Source organism: Microvirga sp. HBU67558, assembly GCF_018069605.1.
Classification (GTDB): domain Bacteria; phylum Pseudomonadota; class Alphaproteobacteria; order Rhizobiales; family Beijerinckiaceae; genus Microvirga; species Microvirga terrae.
The window spans coordinates 1-23,927 of the sequence record NZ_JAGPUP010000513.1 but is presented as its reverse complement, the minus strand read 5'-3'; the positions used below and the strand labels follow the sequence as shown (position 1 = coordinate 23,927).

The 23,927-nt window shown below is 67.2% G+C and carries 19 protein-coding genes and 1 pseudogene; 4 read left to right on the top strand and 16 right to left on the bottom strand.

What is annotated here, in order from left to right; all coding sequences use genetic code 11:
- Window positions 1-80: 80 nt before the first annotated feature.
- Window positions 81-401, top strand: coding sequence for a thioredoxin (gene trxA, locus KBI52_RS14060; protein WP_173946795.1), 321 nt, complete (start codon window positions 81-83; stop codon window positions 399-401).
- Between the two features lie 103 nt (window positions 402-504).
- Here the strand turns inward: trxA and KBI52_RS14055 are convergent, their stop codons facing one another.
- The 13 genes from KBI52_RS14055 to KBI52_RS13995 all read right to left on the bottom strand — a co-directional run bounded on the left by KBI52_RS14055 (window position 505) and on the right by KBI52_RS13995 (window position 14,333).
- The gene (locus KBI52_RS14055; RefSeq protein ID WP_210808236.1) at window positions 505-1,830 is read right to left on the bottom strand and encodes a folylpolyglutamate synthase/dihydrofolate synthase family protein; all 1,326 of its coding nucleotides are present in this window, start codon (window positions 1,828-1,830) and stop codon (window positions 505-507) included.
- A gap of 14 nt (window positions 1,831-1,844) precedes the next feature.
- Window positions 1,845-2,735, bottom strand: coding sequence for an acetyl-CoA carboxylase, carboxyltransferase subunit beta (accD, locus tag KBI52_RS14050; RefSeq protein WP_210808234.1), 891 nt, complete (start codon window positions 2,733-2,735; stop codon window positions 1,845-1,847).
- A 159-nt stretch (window positions 2,736-2,894) separates the two neighbouring features.
- Complete coding sequence (gene trpA / locus KBI52_RS14045) at window positions 2,895-3,734, bottom strand: tryptophan synthase subunit alpha (protein WP_210808232.1); 840 nt, start codon at window positions 3,732-3,734, stop codon at window positions 2,895-2,897.
- A gap of 150 nt (window positions 3,735-3,884) precedes the next feature.
- Window positions 3,885-5,135: a tryptophan synthase subunit beta gene (gene trpB, locus KBI52_RS14040; RefSeq protein WP_173945440.1), complete on the bottom strand. Its 1,251-nt coding sequence runs from the start codon at window positions 5,133-5,135 to the stop codon at window positions 3,885-3,887.
- A 55-nt stretch (window positions 5,136-5,190) separates the two neighbouring features.
- Complete coding sequence (locus tag KBI52_RS14035; RefSeq protein WP_210808230.1) at window positions 5,191-5,853, bottom strand: phosphoribosylanthranilate isomerase; 663 nt, start codon at window positions 5,851-5,853, stop codon at window positions 5,191-5,193.
- 5 nt (window positions 5,854-5,858) lie between these two features.
- Window positions 5,859-6,809 carry an ornithine cyclodeaminase family protein gene (locus KBI52_RS14030; RefSeq protein WP_173945442.1) on the bottom strand — a complete coding sequence of 317 codons (951 nt, stop codon included), beginning with the start codon at window positions 6,807-6,809 and terminating at the stop codon, window positions 5,859-5,861.
- A gap of 9 nt (window positions 6,810-6,818) precedes the next feature.
- Window positions 6,819-7,172 carry a lipopolysaccharide assembly protein LapA domain-containing protein gene (locus KBI52_RS14025; protein WP_173945443.1) on the bottom strand — a complete coding sequence of 118 codons (354 nt, stop codon included), beginning with the start codon at window positions 7,170-7,172 and terminating at the stop codon, window positions 6,819-6,821.
- 54 nt (window positions 7,173-7,226) lie between these two features.
- On the bottom strand, window positions 7,227-7,541 hold the full coding sequence (ihfB, locus tag KBI52_RS14020; protein WP_173945444.1) for an integration host factor subunit beta: 315 nt from the start codon (window positions 7,539-7,541) through the stop codon (window positions 7,227-7,229).
- A gap of 26 nt (window positions 7,542-7,567) precedes the next feature.
- Entirely contained in the window at window positions 7,568-8,533 is a 966-nt protein-coding gene (gene sppA, locus KBI52_RS14015; RefSeq protein ID WP_173945445.1) for a signal peptide peptidase SppA, read from the bottom strand.
- A 244-nt stretch (window positions 8,534-8,777) separates the two neighbouring features.
- Window positions 8,778-10,478, bottom strand: a complete 1,701-nt coding sequence (rpsA, locus tag KBI52_RS14010; protein WP_173945446.1) for a 30S ribosomal protein S1 — start codon at window positions 10,476-10,478, stop codon at window positions 8,778-8,780.
- Between the two features lie 325 nt (window positions 10,479-10,803).
- Window positions 10,804-12,024 carry an SMP-30/gluconolactonase/LRE family protein gene (locus KBI52_RS14005; RefSeq protein ID WP_210808228.1) on the bottom strand — a complete coding sequence of 407 codons (1,221 nt, stop codon included), beginning with the start codon at window positions 12,022-12,024 and terminating at the stop codon, window positions 10,804-10,806.
- A gap of 213 nt (window positions 12,025-12,237) precedes the next feature.
- Window positions 12,238-13,548 carry an MFS transporter gene (locus KBI52_RS14000; protein ID WP_210808226.1) on the bottom strand — a complete coding sequence of 437 codons (1,311 nt, stop codon included), beginning with the start codon at window positions 13,546-13,548 and terminating at the stop codon, window positions 12,238-12,240.
- A 155-nt stretch (window positions 13,549-13,703) separates the two neighbouring features.
- On the bottom strand, window positions 13,704-14,333 hold the full coding sequence (locus KBI52_RS13995; RefSeq protein ID WP_210808224.1) for a 2-hydroxychromene-2-carboxylate isomerase: 630 nt from the start codon (window positions 14,331-14,333) through the stop codon (window positions 13,704-13,706).
- A gap of 225 nt (window positions 14,334-14,558) precedes the next feature.
- Here KBI52_RS13995 and KBI52_RS13990 point away from each other — a divergent pair, with 225 nt between their 5' ends.
- The 3 genes and pseudogenes from KBI52_RS13990 to KBI52_RS13980 all read left to right on the top strand — a co-directional run.
- The gene (locus tag KBI52_RS13990) at window positions 14,559-15,791 is read left to right on the top strand and encodes an argininosuccinate synthase (protein WP_210808222.1); all 1,233 of its coding nucleotides are present in this window, start codon (window positions 14,559-14,561) and stop codon (window positions 15,789-15,791) included.
- A 292-nt stretch (window positions 15,792-16,083) separates the two neighbouring features.
- Entirely contained in the window at window positions 16,084-16,548 is a 465-nt protein-coding gene (locus tag KBI52_RS13985; protein WP_173945450.1) for a DUF2231 domain-containing protein, read from the top strand.
- Window positions 16,541-18,041, top strand: a pseudogene (locus KBI52_RS13980) (sorbosone dehydrogenase family protein); the annotation flags it as partial. The gene KBI52_RS13985 and the pseudogene KBI52_RS13980, both read left to right, overlap by 8 nt.
- On the opposite strand, the gene KBI52_RS13975 reads toward KBI52_RS13980, so the two are convergent.
- The 3 genes from KBI52_RS13975 to KBI52_RS13965 form a co-directional block, all read right to left on the bottom strand.
- A complete protein-coding gene (locus tag KBI52_RS13975) occupies window positions 17,980-20,403 on the bottom strand; it encodes a penicillin acylase family protein (RefSeq protein WP_210808218.1) in 2,424 nt (807 codons plus the stop codon). The pseudogene KBI52_RS13980 and the gene KBI52_RS13975 sit on opposite strands and share 62 nt — an antisense overlap.
- Before the next feature lie 231 nt (window positions 20,404-20,634).
- Window positions 20,635-21,162 (bottom strand): hypothetical protein, encoded by a 528-nt coding sequence (locus tag KBI52_RS13970; protein ID WP_210808216.1) that lies wholly within the window; start codon window positions 21,160-21,162, stop codon window positions 20,635-20,637.
- A gap of 111 nt (window positions 21,163-21,273) precedes the next feature.
- On the bottom strand, window positions 21,274-23,541 hold the full coding sequence (locus KBI52_RS13965; RefSeq protein ID WP_210808214.1) for a PAS domain S-box protein: 2,268 nt from the start codon (window positions 23,539-23,541) through the stop codon (window positions 21,274-21,276).
- Window positions 23,542-23,927: the final 386 nt, after the last annotated feature.

Genomic DNA, 23,927 nt, shown 5'->3' with positions numbered 1-23,927 from the left:
CCCTCAGGCCGGGTTCCTACCTTGGCCCTATAGTCGAGCGGCTCGGATCCCGAGTCGCGTTCAACGTCAAAGGTGATGGTATGGCGACCGTAAAGGTGACCGACTCAAGCTTCGCGCAGGATGTCCTGCAATCCTCCGAGCCCGTGGTGGTCGATTTCTGGGCGGAATGGTGCGGTCCCTGCCGCATGATCGGTCCGGCCCTGGAGGAGATTTCCGACGAGATGGCCGGCAAGGTGAAGATCGCCAAGCTCAACGTGGACGAGAACCCGCAGATCTCCTCCCAGCTCGGCATCCGGTCGATCCCGGCTCTGATGGTGTTCAAGGACGGCAAGGTCGTCGCCCAGAAGGTCGGCGCCGCCCCCAAGGGCGAGCTCTCCCGCTGGATCCAGGCTTCGGCCTAAGACCATTGAGGTTTTGAGGAATGGAAGGGGCCGAGAGGCCCCTTTTTCTTTGTTGCACCTGTCCTCCCCGGAGGACGCACGGCGGCCGATGTCGACGTGAGATCTATTCCGGCAGCGTCCCGTTCGCCGCCAGCACCTCGCCGGCCAGATACAGCGAGCCGCAGATCAGCACCCGGGGCGGGTGATCCCAGACGTAGTTGTGCAGCGAGGCGAGTGCCGATTCCACGCTCGGTGCCGTCGAGGTGGTGAGCCCGACGCTTCCCGCGATGGCCGCGACCTCGTCGGCCGGGCGCGCGGCGATCTGGCCGGCGATCGGCACGGCGATCACCTCGCGGGCGAGCCCGGAGAAATTCTTGAAGAAGGCCTGGGAATCCTTCGTGCCGAGCATCCCGGTGATCAGCACGAGCGGCGCGTCCGAGCGCTCGCTCCGGTCCGCCATGGCGGCGGCGAGCACCCGGCCGCCGTCGGGGTTGTGCCCGCCGTCGAGCCAGAGCTCGCAGCCCTCCGGGGCGATCGCCGGCAGGCGGCCCCGGTTGAGGCGCTGCAGGCGGCCCGGCCATTCCGCCCGGGTGAGCCCCGCCTCGAAGGCCTGCGTTTCGAACTGCTCGAAGCCGGCCGCCCGCAGAGCCGCAACGGCCGTGCCGGCATTGGTGAACTGGTGGCGTCCGATGAGTTTCGGACGCGGCAGGTCCAGAAGGCCCTTCTCGTCCTGGTAGACGAGCCGGCCACCCTCCTCGTGCACGGAAAAATCCTGCTGGCCGACGAGAAGCGGGGATGCTCCGATGCGCTCGGCCGCGTCGCGCAGGGTCTGGTCGGCTTCCAGATAATCCTGAGGGGCGATGACGGCCGGGCAGCCGCGCTTGAAGATGCCGGCCTTCTCACCGGCGATGGCCTGGAGTGTCGTGCCGAGATATTCCGCATGGTCGTGCCCGATGGGCGTGACCACGGCGGCCGCCGGCCGGTCGACGACATTGGTGGCATCGAACCGGCCACCCAGGCCGACCTCCAGCAGGAGCACGTCGGCCGGCTCCTCGGAGAAGATCAGCAGGGCCGCCGCGGTCGTGATCTCGAACACCGTGATCGGCTCGCCCGCATTCACCGCCTCGCAGCGCCGGAAGGCTTCGACGAGCCGCTCCTCGCTCACATAGCGCCCGCCCCCAAAGCGTCCGAGCCGGATGCGCTCGTGGAAGCGCACGAGATGGGGCGAGGTGTAGACATGGATGGCGAGCCCGGCGCTCTCCAGGATCGCCCGCATGAACGCGATGGTCGAGCCCTTGCCGTTGGTGCCCGCCACATGGATCACCGGCGGCAGGCGGCGCTCCGGATGGCCGAGCTGGGCCAGGAGCCGCTGGATGCGCCCGAGCGAGAGATCGATGGTCTTCGGGTGCAGGGCGAGAAAGCGCGCGATCAGCGCATCGGAGGATTCCATCGCCCTGGTCTCACTTATTCGGCGGCAGCCGCAACGGTCACGGTCTCGGGCGCGGAAGCCGGCGCCTTGGTGAAGAGGCGCGACAGGCGTGCGACCGTCGCCTTCAGGTCGTGCCGGTGCACGACCGCATCCACCATGCCGTGCTCCTTCAGGTATTCGGAGCGCTGGAAGCCGTCGGGCAGCTTCTCGCGGATGGTCTGCTCGATCACGCGCGGGCCGGCGAAGCCGATGAGGGCGCCCGGCTCGGCCAGGTGCACGTCGCCGAGCATCGCGTAGGAGGCCGTCACGCCGCCCGTGGTCGGGTTGGTGAGAACGACGATGTAGGGCAGCTTCGCGTCGCGCAGGCGGCGGATCGCCACCGTGGTGCGGGGCATCTGCATGAGGGACAGGATGCCCTCCTGCATGCGCGCGCCGCCGGAGCCGGCGAAGAGCACGAAAGGGGTCTTCTTGTCGAGGGCCGTCTCGGCACCTTTGATGAAGGCCTCGCCGGCCGCCATGCCGAGCGAACCGCCCATGAAGCCGAAATCCTGCACCGCGATGGTCATCGGCAGTTCCTCGACCCGGCCGAATCCGACCTTGAACGCGTCCTGCTGGCCGGTCTTGGTGCGGGCGTCCTTCAGGCGGTCGATGTAGCGCTTCTCGTCACGGAACTTGAGCGGATCAACCGGCACTTCCGGAACGGCCACGTCGAGCCAGGTGGCCCCGTCGAACATGAGCTGCAGGCGCTGGGTGGCCGAGATGCGCATGTGGTGGTTGGAGCCCGGGATCACCCACTGGTTCGCCTCCACGTCCTTGTGGAACACCACCTGCCCGGTCTCCGGGCACTTGATCCAGAGATTGTCCGGCGTCTCGCGCTTGAAGAGCGTCTTGATCTTCGGACGGACGACTTCGGAAATCCAGTTCATTGCTGATCCTTCTCTGTCAGGAGCTTCCTGAACGCCCTCACCCCGATGAGGCCACGACGGTGACCGTCTCGCAGGATCGGAGCATCTCCGGAGCTCTCCGGCCCCTGCTTCGGGAGGCAGCTGCGCTGCTCCTCGGGGCGGGGGCCGTCTCTCTATGTATTAGGCCGCCGCGCGCTTTGCCACCGAGCGCACACCGTCGCTCAGTTCCTTCACCAGCTTCGTGACCGCGTCGATGCTGCCTGCCGTAGCGCGACCCTCGGAATCCAGGGTGCCCTTCAGCGCGTCGATGAGGGCCGAGCCCACCACGACGCCGTCCGCCCCCTGGGCGACCGCCGCCGCATGCGCGCCGCTCTTGACCCCGAAGCCCACCACCACCGGCAGGGGCGTATGGCGCTTGATCCGCTCCACGGCCGTGGCGACCTTGCCGAAATCCGGGGTCGCCGCGCCGGTGATGCCGGTGATCGAGACGTAATAGACGAAGCCCGCCGTGTTCTGGAGAACCGCCGGCAGGCGCCGGTCGTCGGTCGTCGGGGTGGCCAGACGGATGAAGGCGAGCCCGGCCTCGAGCGCCGGCAGGCACAGCTCGTCGTCCTCCTCCGGCGGCAGGTCGACGACGATCAAGCCGTCGACGCCCGCTGCCCTGGCGTCGGCCAGGAAGCGGTCGACGCCGTAGACGAAGATCGGGTTGAAATAGCCCATGAGGATCACCGGCGTGTCCTGATCCTCGGCCCGGAAGCGCCGGATCAGGTCGAGGGTCTTGACCGTGTCCTGGCCCACCTTCAGGGCCCGCAGGCCCGCCGCCTGGATGGCCGGGCCGTCGGCCATCGGATCGGTGAAGGGCAGCCCGAACTCGACGATGTCGGCCCCGGCCTTGGGCAGGCTCTTCAGGATCTGGAGCGAGGTTTCCGGATCCGGATCGCCGGCCATCACATAGGTGACGAGGGCGGCGCGGCCCTCCTGGCGGCATTGTTCGAAACGGGCGTCGATGCGTTGGGTCATGGGCGGGGTCTTTAGCATGGTGCGATGAGAATGAACACGCGTGTCATTCCCGGCCGAAGCGTCGCGGAGGGAAAGGGAATCCAACCGAACGCTCCGTCATGGATCCCCTTCCCGGCCCTGGGGGCCGCCGGGGCGACACTGAGGTTCCGCTCAGACGATCTGGTTGCCAAGATGCTCGGCGATCTGGAACAGGTCCTTGTCGCCGCGGCCGCTGATGTTGACCACCATCAGGTGATCCTTGGGCTTCTGCGGCGCCAGCTCCGCGACCTTGGCAAGCGCATGGCTGGGCTCGAGCGCGGGCAGGATGCCCTCGAGCCGCGAGCAGAGCTGGAAGGCCTCCAGGGCCTCCTCGTCCGTGGCGGAAATGTATTTCACCCGGCCCATTTCGTGGAGCCAGGCGTGCTCCGGGCCGATGCCGGGATAGTCGAGGCCGGCCGAGATGGAATGGGCGTCCTGGATCTGTCCGTCGTGATCCATGAGCAGGTAGGTGCGGTTGCCGTGGAGAACGCCCGGGCGGCCGCCGGAGAGCGAGGCCGCGTGCAGCTTGTCGAGGCCGTGGCCCGCCGCCTCGACGCCGTAGATCTCGATGTCCTTGTCGTCGAGGAACGGGTGGAACAGCCCGATGGCGTTGGAGCCGCCGCCGATGCAGGCGACGAGCGAATCCGGCAGGCGCCCCTCCGCCTCCATCATCTGCTCGCGGGTCTCGTTGCCGATGACGCACTGGAAGTCCCGCACCATGGCCGGATAGGGATGCGGACCCGCCACCGTGCCGATGCAGTAGAAGGTGTCGGACACATTGGTGACCCAGTCGCGCAGCGCCTCGTTCATGGCGTCCTTGAGGGTACGGGTGCCGGACTGCACGGGCACCACCTTGGCGCCGAGCATGTTCATGCGGAACACGTTGGGCTTCTGCCGCTCCACGTCGACGGCGCCCATATAGACCACGCAGTCGAGGCCGAAGCGCGCGCACAGCGTCGCGGTGGCGACCCCGTGCTGGCCGGCGCCGGTCTCGGCGATGATGCGCTTCTTGCCCATGCGGCGGGCGAGAAGGATCTGGCCCAGCACGTTGTTCACCTTGTGGGCGCCGGTGTGGTTGAGCTCCTCGCGCTTGAAGTAGATCTTCGCCCCGCCCGAGCGGCCGGAGGCCGCAGAAACCTCGCGAAGATGCTCGGTCATGCGCTCGGCGAAATAGAGCGGGCTCGGGCGGCCGATATAATGGGTCGAGTAGCTCGCCATGTCGGCGTGGAAGGCCGGGTCGTTCCGGGCCTCCTCGTAGGCCTTCTCCAGTTCGAGAATGTTCGGCATCAGGGTCTCGGCCACGAAGCGGCCGCCGAACTGGCCGAAATGCCCGCGCTCGTCGGGACCGGTGCGGAAGGAGTTGGGTTGGGCTTGAGCTGACACGGCCTGTCCTGCCTTGAAGGTCTTGAAGGCACGCCGGAAGGACGTGCCGCCTGAATTAGGGGTGGGCAGCGGCGAAGGCTGTCCGGGCGGCCCTGATGAAGGCCTCGATCCTGGCCGGATCCTTGAGGCCCGGACCGCTTTCCACCCCGGACGACACGTCGACGGCCTGCGGCTTCGTGAGCCGGATCGCCTCCGCCACGTTGTCGGGGTTGAGCCCTCCTGACAGCATGAAGGAAAGTCTCGGGTCAAGCCCGTTCAGGAGCCGCCAGTCGAAGGAGATCCCGTTGCCGCCGGGCAGGGCCTCGGCCGTGCGGGGCGGCTTGGCGTCGAGAAGGATGTGGTCGACGCCGCTGGCATAGGGATGAAGCGCCCGCAGATCCGACGCCTCCGCGATCCCGACCGCCTTCATGACCGGCCGTTTGACCATCGAGCGGATCTCGGCCACGCGCTCCGGACTCTCGCCGCCATGCAGCTGGATCAGGTCGGGATTGATCGCCTCGATGGCCTGCGCGATGGCCTCGTCGGTCGGATCGACCAGCAGCACCACGCGCTGGGCGCGGCCCCGGGCCTGAAGGGAGAGACGGTGACCGAGGTCCAGGCTGACATGGCGGGGGCTCTTCGGGAAGCGCACGAAGCCGACCATGTCGGCGCCTGCTCCGAGGGCGACATCGAGGGTTTCGGGCGTCGAGAGCCCGCAGATTTTGATCAGGTTATCCATAAGGGCTATTTTACAACGCTTTTCAGCGAGCGCCACACCAGCATCGCCGCAGCCAGATCCTCCAGCGCCGCACCCACCGACTTGAAGGCCGTGACGGCCTCGCGGTCGCGAGGAGGCGCGCTCCGGCACAGATCCGTCAGGGTGCCGCGGATATGGCTGTCAGGGATGGTGCCGCCCTGAAGCGACACGGCCACGTCGCCGCCCTCGACCTTGGCGGCCGGCGTGTCGATATAGACCTGCGCGCGACGCAGAGCCTCGTCGTCCGCCTCCCGCATCTTCAGATTGAACGCGCCCACGAGATCGAGATGCGCGCCCTCCTTCAGCCAGGCTCCCTTGACGATGGGGGCGGTCGAGAGCGTCGCGCAGGAGACGAGGTCGGCCTGCCGCACGGCGGCTTCCAGATCCGTCACGGCGGTGACGGGCAGTCCCTCGCGGGCGAGCTCGTCGGCAAGGCTCCTGGCCTTGGCGCCGTTGTGGTTCCAGAGCGCCACCTCGCGGATGGGGCGCTGGCTCATATGGGCGCGGATCAGGAACGGCGCCAGGGCGCCTGCCCCGACCATCACCATGCGGCTGGCATCCTCGCGCGCCAGGTGGCGGGCCGCCAGCGCCGAGGCGGCGGCGGTGCGCCAGACCGTCAGGCGGGCTCCGTCGAGCACGGAGACAGGCTCGCCGGTGGCGCCGTCCATCAGGAGATAGGAGCCCATCACGCTGGGCAGGCCCCGGGCGCCGTTCTCGGGAAAGACCGATACGATCTTCACGCCAACGAACCCGTCCTGCATGGCAGGTCCGGTCCAGGACGGCATGAGCAGGAGCGTACCGTGGGCGCCGGGACGCTCGATCTCGTGGTGATGGCGCACGGGCGTGACCATGTCGCCGCGAAAGGCCTCAGCGAGGGCCTCGATCAGGGCAGGAAAGGACAGGACCCGATCGATCTCGGCGGAGGATACGACGCGCATGGAATTGTCTTAGAACCTGGGGCTGGGGGACGAGGACACCGTGGCCGGCAGCGTGTTGCCCGAAGCGCCCTGCGACTTGAGCCGCTCGGTCTCATAGCGCAGCTGGCGCGCTTCGCGGCGCGACTGACGTCCCTTGCGACGGTTCTTGCCCTGGGCAAGCCAGCTCGCGGTGCCGCCGATGACCACGCCCAGCATGACGGCCGCGAAGATCACGGCGAACAGGGGCAGCTGCGTGGCGAATTCAGGCGCCTCCTGCGAGAATGGATCGAGCGACAGCGTGACCGGCGCGCGGTTTGCGACCGCGAGCAGAACGACCAGGATGGCCACCGGCAGGAGAATGAGCGCCTTCAGGAAGCGAATCACGAACACCTCTCAGGAATGACTTCAAGAATCATGGGCAAGGACCGTGGGCAGAACTCACTGCGCGGCCGCGGCCTTGAGCACCTTCGGGGCCGGAGCATTGAGCCGCTGCCGCATTTCCTTGCCCGTCTTGAAGACGGGAACGACCTTTTCGGAGATGGAAACGGCTGCACCCGTGCGCGGGTTGCGGCCCGTGCGGGCATCGCGCTTCTTCACCGAGAACGCGCCGAAGCCGCGCAGCTCGACCCGGTCGCCCCTGGCGAGGGCGTCGCCGATCGTATCGAGGATGGCGTTCACGATCTTCTCGACGTCGCGCTGATAGAGATGCGGGTTCTGCTCGGCGATCTTGAGCACCAGTTCGGATTTGATCATGGAGTGGCTATATCTTTGACGTTGCTTTATTTTTCCGAAGGTTGCCAGACAGCCAGAAGGCCGTCAAGTTGCGCAATCTCGGCATGGGACGATGTCCGGCGGAGCGCATCGGCCACGCGCTCGAATCCGAAGAGGTCGGCTACCGTTGCGCTCATGGCGAAGAAGGACAGATCCCGGTCGCTGCTCGGCTTCCAGTCGCGAATCGGCAGATCCTTGGCCACGCCCTTGTTCTGCTCCATCCAGACGACAGCATCGCGCTCGCCGCCGATCCTGTCGACGAGCTTCATGGGCACGCCCTGACGGCCGCTGAAGACCTGGCCGGTGGAGGCTGCAGCGAGCTCGCCCTCGTTGAGCCGGCGGCGCTCGCGCACCAAGGCCTTGAACCAGTCGTAGGTGTCGTTGACCACCGCCTGCATGGCCGCGCGGGCCTCGGGCGAGGTCGGCTTGAACGGGCTCGGCTCCGCCTTGAGCGGCGAGGATTTCACCTCCTCGAGCTTCACGCCGACTTGGCCCATGAGGCCTGACAGGTCGGGATACTGGAACAGCACCCCGATGGAGCCGACGAGCGATGTCTCGCGGGCGACGATGTAGTCGGTGGCGATCGCCGTGATGTAGCCGCCCGACGCGGCCGTGCCGTCCACGAAGGTGACAACGGGCTTCTTCTCGCTGAGCCGGCGGATGTTGCGGTAGAGCTCCTCGGAGCCCGTCGTGGTGCCGCCGGGGCTGTTGATGGAGATCACGACGCCGGAGACCGCGCTCGAATCGCCCACGCGCTGCATGAGGTCGGCCAGGCGCTGGTTGCCGGTGATCACGCCGTCGACGGAGATCCGCGCGATCTGGTTCTGGATCGCCCCGTATCCCGCCCGGTCGGCGGCAGCGTAGCCGAGGGCGGCCACGGCGGCGATCAGGCCGGAAAAGCCGGCGACGCGCCAGAAGGACAGCTTGCGGCGCAGACGGCGGCGGTCGGCGATGGCTTCGGCATCGATGGACATCGATTGGTCTCTTGCTGGTTCCAAGTCGGATGAGAAGGGCAGCACCCTAGAGCGGTTTGGACGCAATTTCCAGGTGGCTAGCCCGAATCCGCTGCAGCCGAAAATGCGCCCGCGCGCAAGCAGATAGGGCGGAAAGGAAGATGGCCAACAAAAAACCCGCGCGATGACTCGCGCGGGCTTGCGGAAATGAAAATCCCCGGGCCGGAGCCCGGGGATCCATCAGTCTCCGACGTGCGGAGCCCGATTACTTCTTGTCGGTGCGGGCCTTGAGGGCGGCACCCAGGATGTCGCCGAGCGACGCGCCCGAATCGGTCGAGCCGTACTGGGCCATGGCCTCCTTCTCCTCGGCGACCTCGAGGGCCTTGATGGAGACGGTGACGCGGCGGGCCTTGCGGTCGAACTGCGTGACACGGGCATCGAGCTTCTCGCCGGCGGCGAAGCGCTCGGGGCGCTGGTCGGCGCGGTCACGAGCGAGCTCGTTGCGCTTGATGAAGGTGGTGAGGTCGGTGTCGACGATCTTCACCTCCAGGCCGCCGTCCTTCACCTCGAGAACCTCGCAGGTGACGATCTGGCCCTTCTTGATCTCGCCGGCTTCGGCGAAGGGATCGCCCGCAAGCTGCTTGATGCCGAGCGAGATGCGCTCCTTCTCGACGTCCACGTCGAGAACCTGAGCGCGCACGACGTCGCCCTTCTTGAAGTCGTCGATGACCTGCTCGCCCGGACGGTTCCAGTCGAGATCCGAAAGGTGGACCATGCCGTCGACGTCGTTCTCGAGACCGATGAACAGACCGAACTCGGTCTTGTTCTTGACCTCGCCTTCGACTTCGGTGCCGACCGGGTGCTTCTCGGCGAAGGCCTCCCACGGGTTCTGGAGCGTCTGCTTCAGGCCCAGCGAGATGCGGCGCTTCACCTGGTCAACCTCGAGGATCACGACCTCGACCTCCTGGGAGGTGGAGATGATCTTGCCCGGGTGGACGTTCTTCTTCGTCCAGGACATCTCCGACACGTGGATCAGGCCTTCGATGCCAGGCTCGAGCTCGACGAACGCACCGTAGTCGGTGATGTTCGTGACGCGGCCCTTCAGCTTGGCGCCGACCGGATAGCGGGCGGCGATGCCCTCCCACGGATCGGCCAGCAGCTGCTTGATGCCCAGCGAGATGCGGTGCGTCTCGTGGTTGATCTTGATGATCTTCACCTTCACCGTCTGGCCGATGGTTACGACCTCGGACGGATGATTGACGCGGCGCCATGCCATGTCGGTGACGTGCAGCAGGCCGTCGATGCCGCCGAGGTCAACGAACGCACCGTACTCGGTGATGTTCTTGACCACGCCGTCGATGACCTGACCCTCTTCGAGGTTGGCCACGAGCTCGGAACGCTGCTCGGCGCGGCTCTCCTCGAGAACCGTACGGCGCGACACGACGATGTTGCCGCGGCGGCGATCCATCTTGAGGATCTGGAACGGCTGGGCCACGCCCATGAGCGGGGTGACGTCGCGCACCGGGCGGATGTCGACCTGCGAGCGGGGCAGGAACGCCACGGCGCCGTCGAGGTCGACCGTGTAGCCGCCCTTCACCTGGTTGAAGATCGTGCCGTTGACGCGCTCGCCAGCCTCGAAGGCCTTCTCGAGCTTCACCCACGACTCTTCGCGGCGGGCCTTGTCACGGGAGATGACGGCCTCGCCCAGCGCATTCTCGATGCGCTCGACATAGACCTCGACCTCGTCACCGACGACGACCGTCTGGTCGCGGTTCGGGCCGGCAAATTCTTTCAGGGCGACGCGACCTTCGGTCTTGGCCCCGATATCGATGACCGCGACGTCCTTTTCGATCGCGACCACCTTGCCCTTCACGACCGAGCCTTCGCTGATCTCGGAGGTGCGGAAGGATTCTTCGAGCAGGGCCGCGAAATCTTCACGGCTCGGCTGTTGCAAAGCTGCAGACATAGGTTCTCCTGAATGGCCCTCGTTCAAAGGGGCAACGCCGGCGGCTCGTGTTAACGGGCCGTTTCCAGCCGCCGCTGCCCGAGGACGCCCCTTTTAGGGCCATGTCCAGGGCATGCCGCTCTCCTGAGCGGGCCGGCGTATCATCGACGGATGGAAACGCTTGGTCCGGCAAGACTTTTCGGGACGCCACAAGGGCGCGGAACACGCGCCCTACGCTTGATAAACCGTCAATGTCCTGTCGGATGGGGGTTCTTTTATCCCATGTGGCCCCGGATCACAAGGCTTTCAAGGATTTGCGAGAATCCCCGCGGCAGCGGCCCGGCCCTCAGCCCGGCCCGGCCCCCTGCGTGTTCAGGTAGACCGCGTAGAGCGACTGGCTCGCCGCCATGAACAGCCGGTTGCGCTTGGGCCCGCCGAAGCAGATGTTGCCGCAGACCTCGGGCAGGCGGATGCGACCGATGAGCTTGCCCTCCGGCGTCCAGACGGTGACTCCGTTGTAGCCGACCGCCCGGCCGGCATTGCTCGAGGCCCAGAGATTCCCGTCCACGTCGCAGCGCAGGCCGTCCGGCCCGCATTTCACCCCGTCGATCATGCAGTCGGAGAACAGCCGGCGGTTGGAGAGCCGGTTGTCGGTGCCCACGTCGAAGACATGGATGTCGCCCTTGCCGCCCGGCCCCGTGTCGCCCGGGCCCTTGCCGGTGCTCGCCACGTAGAGCCTCTTGTAGTCGGGCGAGAAGCACAGCCCGTTCGGGTCGGGCACCTGGTCCTCCGTGACCACGAGGTCGACGCGGCCGCTCGGGTCGACCCGGTAGCAGTTCGTCGGCAGCTCGCGCCGCACCGTGCCGATGCCGACGGGCTGGCCCAGCTTGGGGTTGAGCCGCCCGCCCGCATTGCTCGGCCCGCCCTGCACGTCGGGTGCGCCCTCGTAGAGCTGTCCGCCATAGGGCGGGTCCGTGAACCAGTAGCTGCCGTCGGGATGGGCCACCACGTCGTTGGGCGAGTTCAGGCGCTTGCCCTCGAAGGAATCGGCCAGCACCGTGATGGAGCCGTCGAGCTCGTAGCGGACGACCCGCCGGGTGAGATGCTCGCAGGAGAGCTGGCGGCCCTGGAAGTCGAAGCTGTTGCCGTTGGAGTTGTTCGACGGCATGCGGAACACGCTCACGCGGCCGTCGTCCTCCAGCCAGCGCATCTGACGGTTGTTGGGAATGTCGCTCCAGACGAGATAGCGCCCCTGGGCGTTCCAGGCCGGCCCCTCGGCCCAGAGCGTTCCCGTCCACAGGCGGGTGATGGCGCTGTTGGGCTGGGCGTATTGGTTGAAGAGCGGATCGACCGTGATCACGTCCGGGTCGGTGAAATAGGTCGTCGGCGCGCCCCTGGGGCTGAAATCGCGCGGGGGATTGGTCACCGTGCTGGGCGGCTGGGCGGGAGCCTGAGCCAGGGCGCGGCCTGAGCTCACTGCCAAGGCCCCTGCCCCCATGGCCGTGATGAGACTGCGTCTGGACAGGACAGCACGGTCCCCGCCCGGTGCATGGCGTTGCGAAGTCATGGATACCTCCCTCTGTCGGCGTTCTTGTCGCCCACGGGTCAGCCCGACCGCGAGTCTCGCTTGGGGATTAGAATCTCATATTTCCGCCAAGCTGAAACTGCTCTTTGGAGGGATCGACAAGCCCGCCGCGACAGGCGGGGCCTGAAACGAATCACCCCCGCTTCGGGGAAGCGGGGGTGTGAACGGGAACGACCGACGCCGGGGAGCCGGCCCTCAATCCTCGTGGATCAGGCTGTGCTGGCGGGTGTCCCGCATGCGCAGATACACGACGAGCGAGATGGCGACCATGGCGGTCACGTACCAGAAGAAGCCGTATTCGATCCCAGCTTGCTTGAACCAGAGCGCCACGTATTCGGCCGTGCCGCCGAAGACCGTGTTGGCGATGGCATAGGGCAGCGCGACGCCCAGCGCCCGGATATGGGCCGGGAACATCTCGGCCTTCACCACCGCGTTGATCGACGTGTAGCCGGTGACGATCACGAGGGCCGCCAGGCTGAGGGCGAAGGCCACATAGGGGTCCTTCGTGCCGGCGAGCGTCGAGAAGATCAGGTAGGTGAACAGCACGCCCAGGATGCCGAAGCCCACCATCAGGGGCTTGCGGCCGATCCGGTCCGACAGGGCGCCGGCCGCCGGCTGGAGCAGCATGAAGACGAACAAGGCCGCGGCCGTGATCTGGCTCGCCGCCTCGCGGGAGAAGCCCGAGGTGTTGACCAGGAACTTCTGCAGGTAGGTCGTGTAGGCATAGAAGGCGAGCGTGCCGCCGGCGGTGAGCGCGATCACCGTCAAAGCCTCGCGCGGATATTTGGTGAAGAGCGCGAGGCCGCTGGAGCGGGGCGCCTTCGCGTCGTTCGCCTGCGCGCCCTGCGCGTTCTTGTAGGATTCCGTCTCGGCCAGGCCGCGGCGGAGATAGAACACGATCACCGCGAGCACGCCCCCGATGGCGAACGGGATGCGCCAGCCCCAGGCTTCGAGCGCCGGCTCGGTCATCACCTGCTGCAGGACCAGCAGCACGGCGAGGGCGATCAGCTGGCCCGAGATCAGCGTCACGTACTGGAAGCTGGAGAAGAAGCCGCGCCGGCTCTTGCCCGCCATCTCGCTGAGATAGGTGGCGCTGGCGCCGTACTCGCCGCCGACGCTGATGCCCTGGAGCAGGCGCGCCAGGACCAGGACGATCGGGGCGAACACGCCGATCCGCTCGTAGCCGGGCGTGACGGCGATCATCAGCGAGCCCGTGCACATGAGCGTCACCGACAGGGTGAGGCCGGCCTTGCGGCCCTTCCGGTCCGCATAGATGCCCATGATCCAGGCCCCGATGGGGCGCATGAGGAACCCGACCGCGAAGACCGCGGCGGCGTTCAGGAGCTGGGCGGTCTGGTCGCCCTTGGGAAAGAAGATCGGGGCGAAATAGAGCGTGAAGGCGGAATAGACGTACCAGTCGTACCACTCGACCATGTTGCCGGCCGATCCGCCGAGGATCGATTTGAGGCGGCCTTTCTGGTCGGCGACACTGTTTTTCATCAACATCATGCGTCTCGTTTTCCAACGGGGGCATGCACTCCTGGCGAAGGAGCGCATGGCTTTGCGGTGAGGATGGAAGGATTGTCGGACGGTGCCGGCGATTGGCGTCTCGCTGCGGCCTTATCTCGTTAGGGTCGACATAGAGCCGGCTTGACCGTGGGTCAAACCGGCCAGTCCGAGCGCCGGGCCTGGGCGACCGCCCAGTCGAGGGCCTGTTCGAGCCGGTCATTGCCCCAGAACATCTCCCCATCCTCGGTGAAGAAGGTCGGAGCCCCGAAGAGGCCGCGGGACTGCACCTCGTCGCCCATCCGGCGCAGGCGCATCTTGTTGGTCTCCCCCTGCGCTTCCGCCAGGACGGCTTCGGCATCGAGGTTCAGGCCGGTCAGGACGCCCATAACATCCTGCGGATCGGCAATGTTCCCGCCCTCGGCGAATTCCATCGTGTACACGGCCTTCGTGAAGGCCGGCGTCCAGCCGGGCTCGACGCCGACCAGCGCGACGCGCGCCGCCAGGAGCCCGTTCTGGGGAAAAGTCTTGGGACGGTAGAAGGGCAGCCCGTACCGAGCCGCCTCCCGCTCCATGTCCCGCCACATGTAGCGCCCCTTGACCGGATAGGCCGCGAAGGGCGAGGTCTCGAGGCCCTGAGCCTTGAAGACGGGGCCCAGCAGGAACGGGCGCCACAGGAGCCCGACGCCGGCCTCCGCGGCGGCCTTTTCGATGCGCATGGCCGCGAGATAGGAATAGGTGGAGGCGAATTCGTACCAGAATTCGAGCTGCGGCTGACGGATCATGGACGCCTTTCACTGCCGGATGCCTGGAGGAAGAACGGGCCGCCTCCCGGAGCCGGCTTTTCGCTCCCGGATCCGGCCTATCGCATTCCCTGAAGTTATGGCAGCCCCTGGCTTTCCGGTCAGGAATGCAACGGACACATACCGCCTTCCCCGACCAACAAGGAGCTTTCCCTTTGAGGCCCGATGTTCTAAGTCGCGAGCACCCTTATCATCGGAACCTTTGCTATGGCTGAGAAGCGCGTGAACAAGGTCGTGCTCGCCTATTCCGGCGGCCTCGACACCTCCATCATCCTCAAGTGGCTGCAGACCACCTATGGCTGCGAGGTGGTGACCTTCACCGCCGATCTCGGCCAGGGCGAGGAGCTGGAGCCCGCCCGCAAGAAAGCCGAGCTCTTAGGGATCAAGCCGGAAAACATCTTCATCGAGGACCTGCGCGACGAGTTCGTGCGCGACTACGTGTTCCCGATGTTCCGCGCCAATGCCCAGTACGAGGGCCTGTACCTGCTCGGCACCTCCATCGCCCGGCCTCTGATCGCCAAGAAGCAGATCGAGATCGCCGAGAAGGTGGGCGCGGACGCCGTGTCCCACGGGGCCACCGGGAAGGGCAACGACCAGGTGCGCTTCGAACTCGGCTATTACGCCCTCAAGCCCGACGTGACCGTGATCGCTCCCTGGCGCGAATGGGATCTGCGTTCCCGCGAGCAGCTCATCGCCTTCGCCGAGCAGCATCAGATCCCGATCGCCAAGGACAAGCGCGGCGAGGCCCCGTTCTCCGTCGACGCCAACCTCCTGCACGCCTCCTCCGAGGGCAAGGTGCTTGAGGATCCCGCGCTCGACGTGCCGGACTACGTCTATTCGCGCACCAATGATCCCGAATCCGCCCCCGACAAGCCGACCGTGATCCGCATCGAGTTCCAGAAAGGCGACCCGGTCGCCATCGACGGCCAGAAGCTGGGCCCGGCCGATCTTCTCGCGAAGCTCAACGAGCTCGGCAAGATCAACGGCATCGGCCGCCTCGATCTGGTCGAGAACCGCTTCGTCGGCATGAAGAGCCGCGGCATGTATGAGACCCCGGGCGGCACGATCCTTCACCTCGCCCATCGCGGCATCGAGTCGATCACCCTCGACCGCGGCGCCGCGCACCTGAAGGACGAGCTGATGCCGAAATACGCCGAGCTCATCTATAACGGCTTCTGGTTCTCGCCCGAGCGCGAGATGCTCCAGGCCCTCATCGACAGGAGCCAGGAATTCGTCACCGGCGAGGTGACGCTCAAGCTTTACAAGGGCGGCGTCCACATCATCGGCCGCCAGAGCCCCTACACGCTCTACGACCAGGACCTCGTCACCTTCGAGGAAGGCGCCGTCGCCTACGACCACCGCGACGCCGCCGGCTTCATCAAGCTCAACGCTCTGCGCCTGCGCACGCTGGCCCAGCGCAAGAAGAAGCTCGGGCTGTAAGCGACGAGACGACGGGATGCTGCAAAATGGCCGGGCCTGTCCCGGCCATTTTCATTTCCGACACCGCGTTGCTTCACGACAATCCGTCCGTCATCTCGCCTCGACGTCATCACCGGCCCAGTGCCGATGATCCCGATGATGAGCCCGGCCATGAGGTGCGAGGGTGTCGGCGTCCGCGTGCAGCCAATCCCCGTCCTGTCGCGTTGATGTGAGAGTGCCCTTTGGGGAGAGCGGGGAACTTAAGGGAAACTCAGCCGTAGAGATAAAAGTCTCATCGCGCGAGGGAGGCCCGATGCCGTCGTTCCATGTTCCGTCCCGGCCGTCGCGAGCGGCGGTTGCCGGGCATACGATCCAGAGATTGCTGGCGTCGTTTCCCGTTGCGTGCTTCATCCTCGCGCTCGCCGCCGACATCGCCTATTGGCGCACGTCGAACCTGATGTGGGTGGAGTTCTCCGCCTGGCTCCTGCTCGCGGGGATCACCGTCGGGGTGGCGGCGGCCGTCTTCGGGGCGCTCTATTATCTGGTCCGCTTCCGGACCCGGGCCGTGCGGTTCGGCTGGCCGGCCGCCATCGGCACCCTCGTGGTCCTGCTCCTGGCCTTCTTCAACAACCTGGCCCATGCGGCCGACGGCTGGACGGCGGTCGTGCCCTGGGGCCTGACCCTGTCGGCCCTGACGGTGCTGGCCCTGCTCGTCACGCTCTGGCTCAGCACGTCGTTCGCCTATGGACCTGCCCTGGGAGAGCACGCCTATGACTGATCGATTCCGCGTCCGGCCCGTTTCCGCGCTCGCGGGACCGTGCCTCCTGGTTCTGGCGCTCGCCGGCTGCAACGACGGCAACGGATCCTTCGATGTCGCGAGCCAGATCGGCCCCGACCCGGTCCTGCCGGAGCCCAGCACGGAGCTCTTGCCCGACCTGAAGGTCGCCGAGGTGGTCGGCTGGAAGGACGGACAGGCGCCGAAGGCGCCCCAGGGGATGACCGTGACGGCCTACGCCCGGGACCTGGTCAGCCCGCGCCTGGTGCGCACCCTGCCGAACGGCGACGTGCTCGTCGTCCAGTCGCGGGCGCCGGAGGGCAAGCCGCTGTCGCGGCCCAAGGACTACATCCGGCAATGGATCATGGCCATCGCCAAGGGCGACAGCGGCGGGCCGAAGAAGGAGAGCAACCTGATCACGCTGTTGCGCGACACCAACCGCGACGGCACGGTCGACGAGCGCCACGATCTGCTGAAGGGACTGAACTCGCCCTTCGGGGTGGTCTGGCACGAGGACATTCTCTACGTGGCCGCCGCCGACGCGATCCTGGCCTATCCCTACCGGCTCGGCGAGACCGCGATCACGGCCGCCCCCCGGGTGCTGGCGCCGTTGCCCGGCGGGCCGATCAACCATCATTGGACCAAGGACCTGGCCCTGAGCCCCGACGGCCGGTTCCTCTACGCGTCGGTGGGCTCCAACTCGAATGCGGGCGAGCGCGGGCTCGAGGCCGAGAAGGGCCGGGCCGCCATCTGGCAGGTGGACCGCGCCACCGGCCTGTCCCGCGTCTTCGCGTCGGGCCTGCGCAATCCCAACGGGTTGACGTTCCATCCCGAGACCGGCGTTCTCTGGACGGTGGTGAACGAACGCGACGAGCTCGGCCCGAACCTCGTGCCGGACTACCTGACCTCCGTGCAGGAGAACGCCTTCTACGGCTGGCCGTGGAGCTATTTCGGCAGCCACGTGGACGAGCGCGTGCACCCGCCGCGCCCGGACATGGTGCAGAAGGCGGTGAAGCCCGATTACGCGCTCTCGAGCCACGTGGCGGCGCTCGGCCTGACCTTCGCGATGAATTCCACCCTGCCGGAGCCCTACCGGAGAGGCGCGTTCATCGGCGAGCATGGGAGCTGGAACCGCACCGCGTTCAACGGCTACAAGGTGGTCTACGTGCCGTTCGAGAACGGCCGCCCGTCCGGCAAGGCGCAGGACGTGGTCACCGGGTTCATCGAGGGCGACCAGGCCCGCGGCCGACCCGTGGGCGTGACCATCGACGGGACCGGCGCCCTCCTGGTCGCCGACGACACGGGCAACGTCGTGTGGCGCGTGGCGGCGAGCGCCCCGGCTCCGAGCCAGTAACGGCAAGAGCGGATCGTCGTCAAAAAGGACCGGCTGCGCGCCGGTCCTTCTCAGAGCCCACAAGCCTGGCAATCCGGACCCTAAGGCGTCAGCTGGAGGCGCTCGCTCGCGGCCTTCTCCACCGCGTCCCGGGAATAGACCAGCGGCACGTAATCGCCGGTTGCCCAGAGTGGCGCGAGATCGCGGTAATGCGGGCTGTAGGGGTTGCCCGACTGGCCGGGCGTGTTGATGGCCCGGCTGGCGTCCCAGTTGCCCACGTCGAGCACCATGCGGAACGAGGCCCCGGACGTCACCTTGAACGTGGACGTGCTGTAGCCCGCCGCGTGCGGCACGTTGTTGCCGCCGCCCATCACCAGCGGCCCGACGGTCATCTGCGCCTGGGTGGCCTTGTCGGCCAGCGGCTTCAGGGCGTGGCTGAACTCGGCCTGGTGCAGGTTGCCCCACTTCCATTGCGCCATGTCGTCGCCGAGAAGCTTGCCGACCTCGTCGGCCGCCGCCGTGAGGCTCTGGAGCAGAACCCTGTCCCGGGCCGCCGCCTGATCGGCCCCGAGAGCCTGGTCGGGCTTCTCCAGGTAGTCGACCACCGCCGAGAGGCTGCCGTTGCCGATGATGGCGCGCGCCGCCTCGGGCGTGGTCGCGGCCACCGTGGCGCGGCCGAGATGCTTGCTGGTCCAGACCTCGAACAGCGCCGCGCCGGCGCTGTCGGCCGTCTCCCGGGCGTCCCAGGTCTGCAGCAGCTCGAGCGCGGCCCGCTGCTTCGGGTCCTCGGACCGGAGCGGCTTCACCAGCGCGACGAGCCTGCGGCCGAGCATGCTCGTGTCGTCGTTCTGCAGGTCCATGGCGTCGGCCAGGGTGAATTTCGGCTTCGCCTTCAGCACCTCCGTGATGCGCTCGAACCGCGCCGGATCGGCCCATTGGTCGAAACCGATCCGTCGCTCGTTGACCGGGTAATCCGGCGGCAGGTTGTTCTGGTTGGCGGTCGCGAAGAAGCCCTGGGCCGGGTTGTACTCCTTGGGCAGGTCGGACAGGGGGATGAAGCCCTCCCACTCGTAGCGCCCGTCGCCCGGCACGGGCATCAGGCCGTCATAGCTCACGCGCTTCGGCGTAAGGCCGCCCGGGACCCAGCCGATATTGCCGTCCGTGTCCGCGTAGACCTGGTTCTCGGACGGAGCGCCCCAGCGGTTCATGGCCTCGAGGAAGCCGTTCCAGTCCTGCGCCGTCATGTAGTCCGACGAGCCGAAATAGGCCGAGGTGCCGGGATCGAACCAGACCGACCGCATGGCGAAGGCCCGCTGGCCGGCATCGTCCTTCGACAGAACCGGCCCGTGGCGCGTGAAGAGCAGATCGACATTGCGCGGCTGCTCGCCCTTCACCTCGATGGTCTCGCGCACGACCCTCATGTCCTCCCAGCCGTCGCGGAACCTGTACTGGTTGGCATTGGCCGGGTTGAGCTCGTAGACGTAGAGGTCCTCCTGGTCGATGGCGAAGATCGTCAACCCGAAGGCGATCTTCCCGTTATGCCCGATGGAGACGCCCGGCAGCGCCGGCTCGCCGGCACCGATCACCGACATGCCGGGCGCGTTCAGATGCACGATGTAGCGGAGGGACGGCACCCCGTGGGCGCGGTGCGGATCGTTCGCCAGGATCGGCCGGCCCGTGGCCGTCCGGGAGCCCGACACGACCCAGTTGTTCGACCCGATCCGGTCGATGTTGGCCATCGCCTCGTTGAGGAAGTCCTCATGGGTGTCCAGGGAGGCCTTCTTCTGCGGGGCCACGAACGAGACGTCCTTGGTGCCGAGCTCGTAATCCTTCAGCACGTCCTTGGGGATGGAGCACGGGTCGAGGCCGGCCGGGACCTTCGTCTGCCACTCGGGCTCGAACTTGGTGCGCAGGCGGTCGGCGTCGAGGCCGGCCGCGCAGGCGACCTGCGCGCGCCGCACCTCGGAGGCCACGTTGCGGGTCAGGCCGTGGCTGCGGATGCGGACCACGTCCTCGGGCTTCCACAGATCGGGCTGCGTCCCGGCGATCCTGAACTCCGCCGGCGCCGGCCGCGTGCCGTCCCGGACCTCCTGGACAAACGCGTTCACGCCGGCCACGAAGGCTTCCGTGTAGGTCTTGGCGTTGGGCCCGTAGGCGGCCCATTCCTTGTCCATGTCGCCGCGATAGAGGAACATGCGGGCGGCCCGGTCCTGGTCCGCATAATCGGGGCCGAAATCCTTCGCCAGCAGGCCGAGGCCGCGCTTGCGCCACAGGTCGATCTGCCAGAGCCGGTCGCGGGCCGCATTGTAGCCCTGCATGAAGAAGGCGTCGTGCTGGTTGGCCGTATAGATGTGCGGGATGCCCCAGTGATCGACGATGATTTCCGCCGGCGCCTGCAGGCCCTTCACCTGCTGCGACGTGGTCCGGACGGCGCTCGACATGTCGGCGACGGCCGGAATGGCCGTGCTGGCGAGCAGAAGGCCCACATACGGCATCAGGCGTGCGGTTCCGGTCAAAGCTCCCATCGCGTTCTCCTCCCTGAGCGACATCGACCGTCCCTTTTTCTCCAGGATCGGAGTGGCGTCGGGAATCGATCACCTGCGATGCTCGGTCCTTTGCCGGGCTGCGGACAATTGCATTCCTGACGGGGCAGATGTCCGGATGGAGAGCTTGTCGCACAGGGCTTCCCCGCTATTTTGGCGCACGCGGGAAATGCATCGCGCATCGGATCGATCGAACCCTGCCGCGAGGCTCTGCTATTTGGCGCCCATCCGCCTGACCTTCTCGCCCAGCCGCTCGACCACCTCGGCCTCGTCGGGCCCGAATTCCATCTCGGTGACCCAGCCTTTTCCCGGCGCCGCATTGGGCCAGCGCACGCAGCCCGCATAGACCTTGCGTCCGTTGTCGAACTCCCATTGCTCGACATGAATCACCCGCTCGCCGAGGGTCGGGCGCGACACCCTCCGGTGGGAGCGCACGATCGTGGAGTCGTTCTGCCTGTGCACCGCGTCGAGGCCGGCGCGCACGAAGCCGCGCATCGAATCGGCGAGCTTCGCGTATTCCTGGCGCGCCCTGACCGCCCTCGGGTCCCAAGGCTGCGCCACCAGGAAGATCGCATCGACGGCCTCGTCGACCTTGCCGGTCGTCAACAGCGCGAGCGTCCGCTCGCAGGCATCGGCCTGCGCCTCGTCGTCGGCCCATTCTGCCGCCAGGGCGGAGGACGCCAGCATGGACGCCAGCATGGACGCCACAAGGGCCAAGGCAGCCGATACGGCACGGATCATGGTCCCGTCTCCTGCGATCGGTATGGCACGATCACCGCAGGGTGACGCGCAAGGCTGCGCCAGGGTTCCTGGCGCAGCACCGCGACCGGAAGGCCAAGCACAGTCGGGCTCTCAATAGGCTGAATGGTGCTCCGCTGTCCCGCCCGTCTCGGTCAACGGAACGTTCATCACGCAGACGACCCCGGTGGGCGCATAGGTCAGCCGGACGTCGCCGCCGATGTCCTGCGCCAGGCTCCGCTCGATCAGCCGCGTGCCGAAGCCGCGGCGGGTCGGGGCGGTGACGCGCGGGCCGTCGCGCTCCTGCCATTGCAGCACCAGGCGCGGAACCTCGCCCGGCTCGACCGCCCAGGTGATGTGAACGCATCCCGACGGGACGGAGAGCGCGCCGTATTTGGCCGCGTTGGTGGCGAGTTCGTGAATCGCCATGGCGATCGCCAGGGCCGTCCGCGGGATGAGGCGGAGGCGCGGGCCCTCGATGTCGAGGTGCCTCGTCTTCTGCCGGAGATAGGGCTCGACCACCTCGTCGATGATCTCCCGGAGCTCCGCGCCTTCCCAGTTCTCGCGCGTGAGCACGTCATGGGCGCGGGCGAGCGCGAACAGGCGATCCTCGAAGGCCTGGAGCTTGGGGCGGCTCTCCTCGCTCAGCTGCCGCAGGCTCTGGGCGGCCATCGATTGCACGATGGCCAGGGTGTTCTTCACCCGGTGGTTCAGCTCGTTGATGAGGAGCTCCCGATGCTCCTCCCATTCCTTGCGCTCGTGGATGTCCACGCTGACGCCGAACCATTTCGCGATGGCGCCCTCCGGGCCGATATGCGGCATGGCCCGGAAGGCGTGCCAGCGGTACTCCCCGTCCCGGCCACGATAGCGCGCCTCGCCCTCGTAGATCTCACCCGTCTCGCGGCAGCGCTGCCAGTAGGGCAGGACGCGCTCCACGTCCTCGGGATGCATCGTGCTGGCCCAGCCGTAGCCGAGCGCCTCCTCGGTGGTCTGCCCGGTGAATTCGTGCCAGCGCTCGTTCATGTAGAGGATGCGGCCGTCTTCCGCGCCGACCCAGACCAGGGCGGGCGCCGCGTTGGTGACGGTCTGGAACTCCGCCACGCTCGCCCGCAGGCGCTCCTCGATCTCCTTGCGCTCGGTGATGTCGAGCACCGAGCCCACATAGCCCAGGAAGGTGCCGTCCTCGCCGATGCGCGGCGCGGCGGCATCGATGGCCCAGCGATAGGTGCCGTCGGCCCGGCGGAGCCGGTATTCCAGCCGGAACGGCTCCTGGCGGGCATTGGCGGTCCGGAACATCTCGCCCGACCAGCCGCGATCGTCCGGATGAACGGCGTCGAGCCAGCCGAAACCCAGCCCGGTCTCCGGGCTCTGGCCGGTGAACTCGTACCAGGTGCGGGACAGGTAGGAGCAGGTCCCGTCGACTTCCGTCACCCAGACCATCACCGGGGCATTGTCGGCGAGATTGCGGAACCGCGCCTCGCTCTCGCGGACGCTTTCCTCGGCCTGAACCCGCTCGGTGACGTCGTATCCCTCGGCGAAGATGCCCGTGACCTTGCCGTCTCTGTCCGTGACCGGCTGGTAGACCAGGTCGACGAAGCGGTCCTCGACGGGGCTTCCAGGCCGCCGCTGGAGGCCGACCCGAAGGTTGCGGCCGACGAACGGCTCACCGCTCGTGTAGACCCTGTCGAGCAGCTCGAAGAAACCCTGGCCGGCGACCTCGGGCAGAACGTCGCGGACGGTCTTGCCGATAATGTCGCGACGGTGGCCCACGAGCTGAAGATAGGCGTCGTTCGCCAGCTCGAAGACATGGTCGCGCCCGCTCAGCATCGCCATGAAGCCGGGGGCCTGCTGGAAGAGTTCGCGCAGCCGGTCCTGCTCGGCCCGCAGGGCGGCGCGCAGCTTGACCTCACCGGTCGTCTCCGTGCAGGCGCAGAACATGCCGGCGATGCCGCCCGTCTCGTCGCGCACGGGCGAGTAGGAGAAGGTGTACCAGGTATCCTCGGGGTAGCCGTGGCGCTCCATCACCAGGTGCAGGTCCTCGTGGAACGTCGCCTCGCCGGCGAGCGCCTTGGTGACCAGCGGCTCGATGTCGGGCCAGATTTCCGACCATACCTCCCGGAACGGCAGGCCGAGGGCATGCGGGTGCTTCGCCCCGAAGATGGGCCTGTAGCCGTCGTTGTACAGGAAGGCGAGGCGCGGCCCCCAGGCGACGAACATGGGGAACTTGGAGGTGAGCATCAGGCTCACCACGGTCCGGAGGCTCTGCGGCCAGCCTTCCGGCTGACCCAGGGGCGACGTGGTCCAGTCGTGAGCCCGCATGAGCGCGCCCATCTCGCCGCCTCCGCTCAGGAAGTCGAGATTGAGCGCAGGCCTATGGTGCATCGTGACTGCCTGTCGCAGCCGTGGACGCGGGCCGGTGCGAAATGTTCAAGATGAGGCTGGCCGACATGCCGACTTTCGGGAAGCAGGGAGTTCCCTGCCATTTAGGCCGTCAAAGCGTTCGTTCAATGATCTCCGGCCCGTGAGGCGGAGAACTTGACGGGACGGGACGGCTGCGCACCTCGGCAAAGACATTGTCCCGGCCATCCCGCTCCCGCACCTCTCCCGTCTTCCCGCGGCCCTTGGGTCGCCCTCGGCCCGTCCTGACGCCCTCCGCCCGACCCGACACCCTCCTCGTCATCACCGGCCTTGTGCCGGTGATCCCGATCCGGTGAGGCGCGGCGCTCTTCCGATCGGGATGCCCGGGACAAGCCCGGCCATGACGGCGG

What these genes read in the sequence shown, in the direction of transcription:
- trxA (WP_173946795.1), top strand. Translation starts at nt 81, where the DNA reads ATGGCGACCGTAAAGGTGACCGACTCAAGCTTCGCGCAGGATGTCCTG.
- KBI52_RS14055 (WP_210808236.1), bottom strand. Translation starts at nt 1,830, where the DNA reads ATGGAATCCTCCGATGCGCTGATCGCGCGCTTTCTCGCCCTGCACCCG.
- accD (WP_210808234.1), bottom strand. Translation starts at nt 2,735, where the DNA reads ATGAACTGGATTTCCGAAGTCGTCCGTCCGAAGATCAAGACGCTCTTC.
- trpA (WP_210808232.1), bottom strand. Translation starts at nt 3,734, where the DNA reads ATGACCCAACGCATCGACGCCCGTTTCGAACAATGCCGCCAGGAGGGC.
- KBI52_RS14035 (WP_210808230.1), bottom strand. Translation starts at nt 5,853, where the DNA reads ATGGATAACCTGATCAAAATCTGCGGGCTCTCGACGCCCGAAACCCTC.
- KBI52_RS14030 (WP_173945442.1), bottom strand. Translation starts at nt 6,809, where the DNA reads ATGCGCGTCGTATCCTCCGCCGAGATCGATCGGGTCCTGTCCTTTCCT.
- ihfB (WP_173945444.1), bottom strand. Translation starts at nt 7,541, where the DNA reads ATGATCAAATCCGAACTGGTGCTCAAGATCGCCGAGCAGAACCCGCAT.
- sppA (WP_173945445.1), bottom strand. Translation starts at nt 8,533, where the DNA reads ATGTCCATCGATGCCGAAGCCATCGCCGACCGCCGCCGTCTGCGCCGC.
- rpsA (WP_173945446.1), bottom strand. Translation starts at nt 10,478, where the DNA reads ATGTCTGCAGCTTTGCAACAGCCGAGCCGTGAAGATTTCGCGGCCCTG.
- KBI52_RS14005 (WP_210808228.1), bottom strand. Translation starts at nt 12,024, where the DNA reads ATGACTTCGCAACGCCATGCACCGGGCGGGGACCGTGCTGTCCTGTCC.
- KBI52_RS14000 (WP_210808226.1), bottom strand. Translation starts at nt 13,548, where the DNA reads ATGTTGATGAAAAACAGTGTCGCCGACCAGAAAGGCCGCCTCAAATCG.
- KBI52_RS13995 (WP_210808224.1), bottom strand. Translation starts at nt 14,333, where the DNA reads ATGATCCGTCAGCCGCAGCTCGAATTCTGGTACGAATTCGCCTCCACC.
- KBI52_RS13990 (WP_210808222.1), top strand. Translation starts at nt 14,559, where the DNA reads ATGGCTGAGAAGCGCGTGAACAAGGTCGTGCTCGCCTATTCCGGCGGC.
- KBI52_RS13985 (WP_173945450.1), top strand. Translation starts at nt 16,084, where the DNA reads ATGCCGTCGTTCCATGTTCCGTCCCGGCCGTCGCGAGCGGCGGTTGCC.
- KBI52_RS13975 (WP_210808218.1), bottom strand. Translation starts at nt 20,403, where the DNA reads ATGGGAGCTTTGACCGGAACCGCACGCCTGATGCCGTATGTGGGCCTT.
- KBI52_RS13970 (WP_210808216.1), bottom strand. Translation starts at nt 21,162, where the DNA reads ATGATCCGTGCCGTATCGGCTGCCTTGGCCCTTGTGGCGTCCATGCTG.
- KBI52_RS13965 (WP_210808214.1), bottom strand. Translation starts at nt 23,541, where the DNA reads ATGCACCATAGGCCTGCGCTCAATCTCGACTTCCTGAGCGGAGGCGGC.